Here is an 11,045-nt window from a genome sequence, read left to right on the forward strand (position 1 = left end):
ATGGAGCGCGTGCAGATGGACCGCTTCTACGTGATGAAGTGGAACCCGTGGATGGACCTGCGCATCATCTTCATGACCATCCCCGCCGTCGCGCTCTCCCGCGGAGCGCATTGAGCGGGCGGTTGTATCCGATGTAGTCCAAGTGATAAGGCCTTTAGGCCTCACCGTTACCTTCCGCATCTATCCGGCACTGGCCATAGGATCATGTGCCTGACCCACGCCGCTCCCCCAACGGAAGGAAGTGGCCGCAACGTTGCCTTGGGCACCGCATAGCATGCTTCATTGAAACACTAGCCCGCCAGCATCCGCAGCGGTGCTAACCTGCTAGGCCCAGGAACAGCGCCAACGCCCGGTTCACGGTCACCATGGTCGCGTCATCGACCGTGCCGAAGGACGGGCCCAGCTTGTCCACGGGCAGAGTGGCCACCTTGTCAATCATAACATGGGAAGCAGCGCGCAGGCGGTTCTGTGGGGTCGGCTCAATCTGGACACGGATCAGCGGGGCATCGATTAGGGTAGATGTAAGGGGCAGGACCGTTTTCGACCGAGCTTCGGAGAACATGTCGGACTGGATAACAAGCGCAGGGCGTGGTTTGCCGTAATCACCCTGCAGGGAGATCGTCACCAGATCTCCTCGTCTCATTCCCAGCCTTCCGTGCTGGCTGCAGCGTCTTCTAGGAACATGTCAAGTTCCGGATCGTGCAAGTCCGCGGCAGCAGCGAGGGCAGACTGTCGACGACATTCGTCGGCAAAGCCGGGTCGCCGGGTATCGGGGACCCAGATCTGCACGGGTCGCAGTCCGGCAGCACGCAGGGCATCCCGGCGCTTTTGAACGCGTTGAGACACGGGTATAGGCATGACGTCCTCCATTTTGTTACATGTAACATATGTGGTTGTTATGAGCAAGGGTTCGGGGGTGATTCCTTGTTTTCTAGTGTTAGCCGGGGTTTCAGTTGACGCCTTTGATCGCGTAAATCTCGCCCTTAAAGGTGAATAGGACTTTGACAGCAGGCTACTCAGATAAAGACGGTTTGGACTTCCCTTGAATTGGGCTGCGGGTCCTTTCCTGCTGGAAACAGGCATGGAAGGTGGCCCTGCTGACATCCAGGCGCCGGGCGATTTAGGCCACGGGAATGTCGCGGTCCCGGAGCAAGGCGCAAGCCACGGCAAGATCCGCCTCGGTCAGCTTGCGCCTGCGTCCGCCCTTGCGGCCGGCGCCCGCGGCCTTCAGCCCTTCGATCGTGCGCTCACGGTTCAGGTCCGGGAAATACTCAGTGCCTAGGAAATTGAACATTACCCGGCCAGTGGGCGTTTCGGTGTCGATGGCTGCGATCAGGGATCTCAGATGCACCCCTCGTTCCTATAGCTTCTGAGCGGTGCCAGCATCTCGCGCAAGCTGCGGCCCAGCCTATCCACCTTCTACACCATCAACTGATCCTCGGGGCGCAGAAAGGCCAACGCGGCCTTCAGGGCAGGACTCCCGGTCCCCGCACAGCTGGATCCTTTCTCCTCAAAAATTCGCTCGCAGCTTGCCCATTTCAGGGCGTCCAGTTTCTAGTCTTCGGTCGAGACGCGCGCATATCTGATCAGCATGTCGGAATTGTAAGCAAAGAGGATAATTCGGACAACTGATTTCCGGACAGGGTTTCCAAACAGAAATCAGCTGTGAAACCATGCCGGGGGACGGGCCCGTCAGTCTTGTCCGGAAGACGACCGTTGATTGACGCTCGATCAGCGGAAGGTGATGCGGATGGGACGGCGTGCCCGGCGCGGGACCGGCTTGCCGATATGGTCCCTGAAACGGTGGGTATAGCAGATGGCGGCGATGATGATCGCGGTCCCGGCGCTGAACTGATAGAAATACACGACCTCGATCCACATCAGCATGAACAGCCGCACCATGAACAGGGCGAAGAAGACCGATGCAGCCGACGGACTGCGGATTGCCCAGCCCAGGCAGGCCCACGCGGCAGCGATGAAGATCAGGGCTTGAGCGGCAGTCGCCAGGATCCCGATCTCGACCGCGTTCGAGATGAGCGTGTTGTGGAAGTTGAACCCGCTGCGGCCCGCAATGCCGAAATCCGCCCAGAGCTGTTCGGCCAGCGGCTGGCCGGGGACCCAGAAGGCCTGGAACCCGACCCCCAGCAGGGGCCTTTCGGCGATCTGTCCGAATGCCACCGCCCACAGGTCTGTCCGGCCGGTTAGCGTAATGTCCTTGCCGGTCACGTCCAGGAACAACCGCGCCAGTTCATCCGAGAGCGAGGACAGCAGCATCGCGATCGCCGCGCCCAGCACGACCGCCAGGGCGATCGTGACCAGGCGCATGTAGGGCGTCAGGCGCTGCAGCAGGATGATGACGCCGAAGACCAGGATGACGGCCATGGTGCTGACCAGCGCCCCGCTGGACTGGCCCATCACCAGAAGCACCGCCCCCAGGAACATGGCGGCCAGCGCAGGCAGGCGCCAGCGCATCGAAAGGCGCCGGTCGACCAGCACCGCAAGGGAGGCGATGATTAGTACGGAGCTGGCATCCGCGAGGGCGTTCTTGCTGGCATGGATGCCCAGATATCCCATCCCGTCGGACCGCGCCCGTCCCAACAGAAGGCTGGCCAGCCCCCCCATCGCGCTGGTGGCAAAGACGATCTTCACGAAGGTCATCGGGGCCAGCCGATAGCCGATGGCGACCGCGATGGTCACCGTCAGCACCAGCTGGATGCCATAGCGCAGCGTCAGCGAGGTATAGTCCGACCAGGCAAAGGACATCACGCACCACAGCGCCACCAGCACGATGGGCCATTCTCGCCGCAGCGAGGCCAGCACCTCGCCGGGCCGGGTGGCTACCAGGGCCATGCCCCCCAGCAAGAACAGCAGCGCGCCCTTGGACCCCAGGGGGGTGATGAAGGTCAGGCCGAAGATCGCGATGAATGCCGCGATGGCGTTGGGGGAATAGCTCAGGACCCGGCGTCGCTGCTGGCGTGCCGGTCGTCTGGCCGTCATGGGCGAGACGGCGGGCATGGTCTCGGCCATCAGCGGTCCTCGCAGGTGACCGAACCCTCGAACAGGCAGGACGCATCCAGCGGGGTGAAGGCCACCCAATCGATCTCGTAGGCCAGGGGGCCGTCCTGCGGCTCCTGGTGGCCCATCCAGTCGGTCAGGGTCGCGGTGCTCCAGAAGGACATGTACAGCTTCTGCGGATGGGTCGGCAGGATGCTGTCGGGCTCCGTGCGGTGGACCTCCCGGCCGTCCAGGAACCAGGTGATCCCCTCGGGCGCCCACCGGAAGCCGACCGTGCGGAAATCCTCGTCGAAGGCCGTATCGGAAGGCGTGGTGCCGCCGTTGTGGGGCTGGCCCGAGACATAGGTGTTCATCGTCATTACGCCCGGATCGCGGGTCAGGATCTCGATGTCGATCTCGTCATGGGGAGAGTCGTGGACCGGCCCAGCATAGGTGAAGACAGAAGCGTTCAGCCCCGACTGGCGCGGGGTGCGGATGCGCGCCTCGTAGGTGCCGTGCTGCAGATAGGCCTTGCTCTGGATCTCTCCGCACAGGGCGGGCCGGTCGCTGTTTCCCGGCGCCGGGATGTGGAACAGCGTCAGCAGGCCGCCGCGCACCTGGACCGCCCGGCCCGACCAGTGGCAGTCCTGCCAGTCGCCGTTGGTCCAGCCGTCCGACACGTACCAGCGGTCCTTGTCCAGCCCGTTCGTGAAATCCTCGAAGAAGCCGTCCGCATCGGGATGCGGGTCCGCCTGCTGGGCGGACAGGGGCTGCGCCGCCAGGATAAGAGCGAGAGCGAGAGCGGATGAATGGCGCATGTGCAAAGCCTCTTGGCCGCATGGTTGCCGTGCAGACCCGCCCGGCTTATGGAAGCCGCAGCCAAACGGGTCAAGGGAAAGGTGTTCACATGTCGGGCAATCAAACGGGACGGAACGCATGACGCCTCCCGTGGTATCGGTGGTGATGGCCAATTTCCGGGGTGCGGCGCATCTAGCCCGCGCGATGACCTCGGTCCTGGCCCAGTCCGAACGGCGGCTGGAGCTGATCCTATCCGACGATGCCTCGGACGACGACAGCCTAGCCATCGTCCGCCGGATCGCCGCGACCGATAACCGGGTTCAGGTCATCGCCGCGCCGCGGAACGCAGGGCCAGCGGCCACGCGCAACCGGGCTCTGGATGCCGCGCGCGGTGCGTGGATCGCTGTCGTGGACAGCGACGACCTGATCCATCCCGACCGGCTGGCGCGCCTGATCGCCGCCGCGGATGCGGCGGGTGCCGATCTGGTCGCGGATGACCTGGTCTATTTCGGGACGATGCCGCAGGGTCAGACCCTGCTTCAGTCCCTAGGCCTGTCCGCGCCCATGATGCTGGAGGCGGCGCCCTATCTGCGCAGCAACGACCCCGGCGCGTCCCTGCCCCGTTACGGCTATCTCAAGCCGGTGATCCGACGCACCGCCCTGGCGGGGCTGCGCTATGACGCCGGGCTGAGGATCGGAGAGGATCACGATCTGGTGCTGCGCCTGCTGATCGGGGGCGCACGCTTCCTGCTGGTGCCGGACCCGCTTTATGCCTATCGGCGGCATGCGGGGTCGATCTCGCACCGGCTGTCCGTCGCGACCGTCGAGGCGATGCTGCAGGCGCATCGCGCCCTGCCCCCGATGCCCGACCCCGAGACGCGCGCGGCCGCCGCGTCGGTGGACCGCCAGCTGCGCCGGGCCCTGCGCTATGAGCATCTGGTCGCCGACATCAAGGCCCGTCGCTGGCGGGGCGCCCTGCCCCGGCTGTTCGATCCGGCCATGCTGTCGCGCCTGGCGGAAAGCCTGCGCGACCGCCGCAGCCGTGCGGTGGACCTGCCCCAGGACGCAACTGCCCTATCCAACCCGCTGCCGCGGATACCGCAGCCCGGCCAGGCCTGGGACCAGCCCCCTGCCCCCTGTGCTGCCCGGATCGCGGCCATGGCCGCGCAGGGTGGCCGCCTGCCGTTCGGGGCTCCGTCCTGGGCGGTCTGGCTGTCAGAAGCGGTGGTGGACGCCAGTTCGGCGGGGTGATGCCGGGGCGCCTTCGTCAGGGACTGCCGCGTTTCTCGTACCAGGTCCGGCTGAAGCTAACTAAGGGGCGCTTTGGCCCAATCTCTTCGGCGGAAAGCCAGTAGAGCCATTCGACCTCCAGGTACAGCACATCTCAGCCTGACGCCGCGACGCAAGTCTACTTGTACGTATTGGGATCCAGAAAGGCCCTGAAGACGCTGACCGTGAATGTGGTGCCCCGGTTGCATAACTTGACCTTGGTCTTGTCCACAGAAAACCGCAGCGAATAGTCGGGCACGTATGAATGCGCCGTGTCTTCGCGGAAGACATTAGCCGCCTGAACTCAAAGTTAGTTGATGAGAAGCCGCACTTCTTCAGCAGGCCTTAGGCCGATGGGCCATTTGTATTGGTTGCAAAAATGTTTGCGCACTAGCTTGTAGAGACGACGTTCCAAGAGTCGCCACAGTCGGAATTAATCGCAGATGATCGCGTTAAACAACTACTCCAACAGCTCTCTCGATCTTTTAAATCTGGGTGTCGCGGGTCTAAAGCACAAGCGCTTTCTACCAAGCCGAAGATCTTGAAGACAATTTTAGTGCCGATGGTGATGTTATTTAAAGTTTATTTAAGCAGCCCTATTGTGCCATTGAGCAGGTTCTAACTCCAGTCGGAGGCTATTAGGTTGGCGGGTTGTAAAAGGTCCGAGGCTTTGAGATGGACCAGCAGCTGGCTTACATTGCAGTTATCGTTGAGGGCAAAGATCAACTGGCTGATGCTAACGATAAGGATGTCGCAGTCATGAACAGTCGCGTTCCCGTTGGTGACGGGCTTGATGTCGATCAATAGGTAGTTTTGCTCGTAGTAGCCGGAGAGCTTGGTAGAGACTGAGAAGATCGGGTGCTCCATAAATACGACGTCCATCTTGGACGCAGCGTTGTGATGTCGAAGACGGAAACGTCTCGCTGCGGGGGTCGGTTGGGAAGAACCAGACTGCTCATTAGTTCTATAGGACTTAACGACATTTCACCCATAACGACATTTCACCCATAAATTCCGGAGAAACGACACTTCACCCATAACAATATCCAGCAAGTGCTTATTTTTGCTGCGGGAATTGGATATATCTGCAAGGAGGGTAGTGTAGGGCTTTCCTACTCAATCAGCAAACGACCGATGCGAGAGACAGGGGGTGGCCTGTATGCAGCAAGCTTATCGTTTAATATCCCACGCGCAATAGGCGCCAAGGTCAGCGGATCGCGGCAAGCTGAAAGCAATGCCGTTAACCTACCGGCCTCCGCTCGTCGGTCTAGGAAATCACGCAACAAGAAACGTCGTTTTAATTCTTTGGCATGAACCCTCAAAGCGGTACGGGTAATGTCGTCCATCCCACCCACTGAAAGATGTGCCAAGGCTGCAGCGTATAGCGCTTGCAAGTCAGCTGTGCTATGGCGCGAACTAAGGGAATTATAACGCCAACGTGCGGCATATCCTACCTCAGTCGAAACGCGAAATCGCGCCTGTTTCTGCATCATTCGAACGTATAGATCATAATCCTCACCCAAGCGCATTGTCTCATCATAACGAAAATTTTGTGACTCCAAAAATTCTCGCCGAATCACTGGTTTGAGAAAGCCCCACTCTTGCCGCTTTTTACCACGTACTGAATGATTTGCCCGTACAAAGCCTACAAGGTCAATATTGATTACCCGGGGGCTGACCGGCGGCGCCAGTGGCAGATCGTCAGGAAAACTGTTTTCATCGACGAACAAAATATTGTCAGCAATCATATCGGCGTCGGAGATTGCCAGTAGTCGAGCAAAGCGTCCAGGCAAAATAAAGTCGTCGGCGTCTAGGATCGCTATAAAATCGCCCGTTGTAATGGCCAGGGCCCGGTTGCGGGCAGCTGCGGGTCCGCCGTTAATGGCGCAACGGACTACTTTCAGGCGGGCATCTCCCTGCCCTGCTCTCTCGGCTGCCTCTACGGTATTATCTTTTGAAGCGTCGTCGACAACGATCACCTCGGTTGTCTCGGTTTCGGCCAAGGCTGTCCGGACGGCGCCCGCGATAGTGCTGGCAGCTTCATAAGCGGTAATGATTACCGAAACGGTGGAGGAAGCGGCTTTCTTCATAGATATCCACGTGGCAAGACAATGTCGAAATGTCCAGCCCACAATGCTGGTAGCAGCTCACTAGCAGCAGGCCATGGGCCTGCATTATTAGGTACAACCCTTTGTGATTGACCGGTGCCAGATCCTCTGTCCACAGCTGGCGGTTCAGGATTGTGGTGATCCAACGGTAACTATAAGTCAGCCGGGCCGTCACCAGCGTGGTGATCTGCGGAACCAGGTTAGCATCTTACGCCTTGCAGTAGCGCCGACACAGTTTTATCTTGCCCTTCAGTTGATCGATTAGGTTCGAGCGGGCTACGCTAAAGGTTTCTGTCACGACCTTTATCAGGAACCGCCTGTCAGCGGCGCATGAAAGGTCGGTTTTTTGAGTGTGACTTGTCCAAGGCTCTGCACAGGATCCCGGCCGCCAGTCACTTCCGGCCAAGATACCGTTTAGGTTCGCGATGCGATCCTTGAACTGCCGGACGACCTTGTCGCTGGTGACGTCATCGTTCCCGGTCACAGCGACACTCCCTCCTTCGAGTACGAACCTTAGTTGATGATACAGCAGGTTAGGACAAAGGCCATTGCGCCGCGCAAGGATGGAAGTGTTAGCCTGATTCTCTAGTCCTCGAGGGCCTATGTGGCTTCACTGGGGCCACATAGGCCCTCGACCCCGACGATCCGCAGCTTTTTGGCGGCGGTCCGGCAGCGTCAACAACCGCCATCGGTTATGACTTAATCTCAGACATAAGCACATGCTTAGGCATATGCCTGAGCCGCCTTAGTTATGACCAAGTGTCCTGTCGAAACGAGGGTCCGTTCAGATAGTGATCATGACTATACCGTCGAAAAATGGCTTGGTAGACTCAACAGTAGAGACGCTAGAAAAGGTTTATGTGTGGAATTCGTACAAGTCGGATTACCGGCTGGCTGGATGACCGTATGTTGCCGTCTGCCCTATTTACCAGCATTTCCATCTCCGGCCCTCGGCTCATAACCAAGGGGAGGTCTTTTTGCATTTGGGGATAAGCATTTTAGTTTCTTATATTTCTTCCTTTTTAGGGAGGCTAAGCATCTGTTTAATAAAATGAATTCAGCCTGAAAGTGACTTATCGGGCGAGGTACTGAGACTTTATGGGCGAGGCATGGTGACCTATAGGGCGAGGTGAGGTGACTTTTTGGGCGAGGCCATTGCTCTCGCATGTCCTCTATAGCTCTATCATGACTTTTGGGGCGAGGTGCTCACGCTGTCGTTAGATATTTCTAGCAATGACTTCCAACCAGGCGACTTTTAGGCCTATTGTGACTTGAAAACAGGGACAGGTCACAGTGCATGCGGGACGAACCTCGCCCAAAAAGTCATGATAGCGCCGCAGGTACGCTTGGGGCGTTCCAGCGGCGCGGCGAGGTCATTAAGCCTGCCGAACTGATCGAGGTTCGCGGGGGTGAGAAGATCACGCTAGCCGCGCGCAGGATCTACAATCAGCTGCTGTCCAATGCCTTTGGCCCAAACATGGCAGCCGAGGGGCAGGAATATCGCATTCCTTTCTCCGAGTTGCGCGGCAATCACACGTCAAACGACCGTGTGACAGAGGCAATCCTCAGCCTCATGCAGACGGTCGTGCGCGTGAGGATGTCTGATGGATCAACCCGCAACGTCCATCTCCTCGGCCCGACCGATGTCGAGAAGTTCGGACCAGGCATCGCCACGATGCTTACCTATGAGCTTCATCCAAAGCTATTGCCGATCCTGCGCGACAGCCAGATTTTCGCCCGCCTGGAAATGCAAATCCTTCACGGTTTTGGCACAAAGTACGGCATGGCGCTTTATGAGATCATCGCCAAGCGGATTGGCTTGAGGCATGTCTTCTACAACGACTTCGAGACCGACGAGTTGCGGGACTATCTCGGCGTTCCTCATGGCAAGCTTGGTCCTTTTGCGGCGTTGCGCCGCAAAGCTATTGAACCAGCCGTGGCAGAGGTAAACGCCCTCGCCCCCTTCTCGTGCCGCATTGACACGATCGAGACCCAAGGCCGGAAGGTAACCAAGCTGCGGCTGTCCTGGTGGCTCAAAACCGTCGATGAAAAGAAGGTTCAATGGGAGGCCCAGCAAGGCAAGCAGGCCAACCTGTTCGTGGACCAGCTTCCTGAGGTGACCCTGTGGGAGCCATAATCGTGCAGTTAGTCAAAAGTGCACGATTGAAAATGTGCACAAATGCAAAGGGGCAGACATGCAAGTGATCACGATTGCAATGCAAAAGGGCGGCGTGGGCAAGTCCACCATCGCCCGCTCGCTTGCAGTGGCCGCGGTTCGAGACGGCCTATCGGTCCTGATGATCGATATGGATTCGCAGCAGAGCGTGAGCCAATGGGCGGAGCGGCGCGAAAGCGACATGCCGGTGGTGGTGTTTTCAACTGAGAACGAACTGCCGAAGAAGTTGGCCCAGGCTAAGGGCGTGGCCGATCTAGTGATTATAGACACCCCCCCTGCCCGCTCAACTGAGGCTCCGGCCGCCGTTGAAGTCGCCGACTTGGTGCTGATCCCTACAACCCCTGATGTCGAACCTCTTGAGCAAATGCCCAGGACTCTTCGCCTGTGCCGCGGCTTTTCGCGCCCTGTGTTCGCAGTGGTGAATATGGCTAACCCAACCGGCCCGGCCGAGGTCGTCTATACACGCGAGGTCATCGAGGCCATGGGTGCCAAGATAGCTCCCGTCGTGCTTCACCGCCGCAAGGCTCACCGGGACGCCAGCGCGTCCGGACAGACGGTCCAAGAGGTCGATCCGAAGGGCAAAGCTGCTACAGAAGTGGACAACCTGTGGGCGTGGGTTCGTGCAGAACTGCAGGGTAGCAAATGAGCAATGGTGCTTACGTGCCATTGTGCACAATTTTACAAGTGCAGTTGGGCAATAATGCAGGAATGCAGAAATGAAGAAACCAAATCCGCTTCTGGCAGCGATGATGTCAAAGGAGCCCGAGCTGGAAGTCACCGCCGCGCCGGCCGCACCAAAACCTGCTGCAAAGCGCGCACAAGCACCAGTGGCAGAGAAGCCTGTGGCCAAAAGGGCAGGGCAGAAACACCTTGGTGCCTACTTCGATAAGGGCGACCCAATCCTTGAGCGTGTGGCGATCCTGCGCGCACGCTTGGACATGAACAATTCCGAGCTGATCGAGCATGCACTGCATGAGCTGTGGAGACGTCACGAAGCGGGCAGGGCGTTCGGGGACTAGTGCACAATATCGCTTATTCCCATTTGAACAGCAAAAAAGCCTCGCGGCGTTATGAGCGCTGCGAGGCCAGTACAGATGAGTCCGCAAGGGACTTTCAAATCGTATCTTTAGCAGGCTGGAATGAAATCTCTAACTGATCTAGGTTTTCGAATAATGGGTGGGCCACCTGATACTGCTGAAGAAGATGGGACTGCTTTCCGCCGCCAGGTCGTGCGCCCTTCTCCTTTTCGCTGATGGCATAGCCACCCCACTGGTCGGCACTGGTTTCGCCACGCTTTCATAGATTCGGTTGCGGATCATCCAGCGGTCCGGCGCTGACGGGGCGCGTTCCAGGCTTTCAACTCGTTTCTGCCACGTTCCGGCTCTGGCAGTATGTTCGTCGCCACCACCTACAACAGGCCGCGCAGATAGGATCGGGTGGGCTTGAAGGGATGCTCGCCGAGCCAGAACAGCTCGACGATCTGCGGGGCAGGGAGGTCGGCTGATAGATGGTCCATGGCAAGGTCGTTCATGGTCTCATACTCCGCGTAAAGACAGCATCCCCAGCTTCTCAGCCTGTGCCAGCAGCATCTTGACCGACGAGGGCTGCCACGTTGTCCGCCCGCGGGGGGTGCGCTCACGCATCGCCTCCAGACGATCGCAGATGGCCTGGAGGGTGATCTGGGGATCAGCCCCCTTTAT

At 59.1% G+C, this 11,045-nt stretch carries 12 protein-coding genes and 2 pseudogenes; 4 read left to right on the forward strand and 10 right to left on the reverse strand.

Annotation, left to right across the window (positions count from 1 at the left end):
* Positions 1-316: 316 nt before the first annotated feature.
* The 5 genes from SY26_RS19340 to SY26_RS19355 form a co-directional block, all read right to left on the reverse strand.
* On the reverse strand, positions 317-643 hold the full coding sequence (locus SY26_RS19340) for a type II toxin-antitoxin system PemK/MazF family toxin (RefSeq protein WP_046001924.1): 327 nt from the start codon (positions 641-643) through the stop codon (positions 317-319).
* Positions 640-1,104, reverse strand: a complete 465-nt coding sequence (locus SY26_RS22260; RefSeq protein ID WP_369799462.1) for an antitoxin MazE family protein — start codon at positions 1,102-1,104, stop codon at positions 640-642. The genes SY26_RS19340 and SY26_RS22260 overlap by 4 nt, the downstream gene beginning before the upstream one ends.
* Before the next feature lie 16 nt (positions 1,105-1,120).
* Entirely contained in the window at positions 1,121-1,351 is a 231-nt protein-coding gene (locus tag SY26_RS21740) for a hypothetical protein (RefSeq protein ID WP_198143240.1), read from the reverse strand.
* Positions 1,352-1,731: 380 nt separating this feature from the next.
* A complete protein-coding gene (locus SY26_RS19350) occupies positions 1,732-3,027 on the reverse strand; it encodes an O-antigen ligase (RefSeq protein ID WP_052715405.1) in 1,296 nt (431 codons plus the stop codon).
* Positions 3,027-3,812, reverse strand: coding sequence for a family 16 glycosylhydrolase (locus SY26_RS19355; protein ID WP_045983279.1), 786 nt, complete (start codon positions 3,810-3,812; stop codon positions 3,027-3,029). The genes SY26_RS19350 and SY26_RS19355 overlap by 1 nt, the downstream gene beginning before the upstream one ends.
* A 118-nt stretch (positions 3,813-3,930) precedes the next feature.
* On the opposite strand from SY26_RS19355, the gene SY26_RS19360 reads away from it, so the two are divergent.
* A complete protein-coding gene (locus SY26_RS19360; RefSeq protein ID WP_176695179.1) occupies positions 3,931-5,043 on the forward strand; it encodes a glycosyltransferase family 2 protein in 1,113 nt (370 codons plus the stop codon).
* A gap of 636 nt (positions 5,044-5,679) precedes the next feature.
* On the opposite strand, the gene SY26_RS22265 is transcribed toward SY26_RS19360, so the two are convergent.
* The 3 genes and pseudogenes from SY26_RS22265 to SY26_RS21990 form a co-directional block, all read right to left on the reverse strand.
* Entirely contained in the window at positions 5,680-5,943 is a 264-nt protein-coding gene (locus SY26_RS22265) for a replication initiator protein A (RefSeq protein WP_084693974.1), read from the reverse strand.
* 230 nt (positions 5,944-6,173) lie between these two features.
* Entirely contained in the window at positions 6,174-7,151 is a 978-nt protein-coding gene (locus SY26_RS20840; RefSeq protein WP_084693975.1) for a glycosyltransferase family 2 protein, read from the reverse strand.
* A gap of 49 nt (positions 7,152-7,200) precedes the next feature.
* A pseudogene (locus tag SY26_RS21990) lies at positions 7,201-7,900 on the reverse strand (IS3 family transposase); the annotation flags it as partial.
* Between the two features lie 566 nt (positions 7,901-8,466).
* Between SY26_RS21990 and SY26_RS19375 the strand changes: the two are divergent.
* The 3 genes from SY26_RS19375 to SY26_RS19385 all read left to right on the forward strand — a co-directional run bounded on the left by SY26_RS19375 (position 8,467) and on the right by SY26_RS19385 (position 10,364).
* Positions 8,467-9,306: a replication initiation protein gene (locus SY26_RS19375; protein ID WP_052715407.1), complete on the forward strand. Its 840-nt coding sequence runs from the start codon at positions 8,467-8,469 to the stop codon at positions 9,304-9,306.
* Positions 9,307-9,364: 58 nt separating this feature from the next.
* On the forward strand, positions 9,365-9,991 hold the full coding sequence (locus tag SY26_RS19380) for a ParA family protein (protein WP_046001927.1): 627 nt from the start codon (positions 9,365-9,367) through the stop codon (positions 9,989-9,991).
* A 70-nt stretch (positions 9,992-10,061) separates the two neighbouring features.
* A complete protein-coding gene (locus tag SY26_RS19385; RefSeq protein ID WP_139599420.1) occupies positions 10,062-10,364 on the forward strand; it encodes a hypothetical protein in 303 nt (100 codons plus the stop codon).
* A 389-nt stretch (positions 10,365-10,753) separates the two neighbouring features.
* Here SY26_RS19385 and SY26_RS22100 read toward each other — a convergent pair whose 3' ends face one another.
* Both SY26_RS22100 and SY26_RS21995 read right to left on the reverse strand, forming a co-directional pair.
* The gene (locus SY26_RS22100) at positions 10,754-10,876 is read right to left on the reverse strand and encodes a hypothetical protein (RefSeq protein ID WP_255352910.1); all 123 of its coding nucleotides are present in this window, start codon (positions 10,874-10,876) and stop codon (positions 10,754-10,756) included.
* Positions 10,877-10,880: 4 nt separating this feature from the next.
* Positions 10,881-11,045, reverse strand: a pseudogene (locus SY26_RS21995) (recombinase family protein); the annotation flags it as partial.

The organism is Paracoccus sp. 228 (assembly GCF_000967825.1).
In the GTDB taxonomy this organism is placed as follows: domain Bacteria; phylum Pseudomonadota; class Alphaproteobacteria; order Rhodobacterales; family Rhodobacteraceae; genus Paracoccus; species Paracoccus marcusii.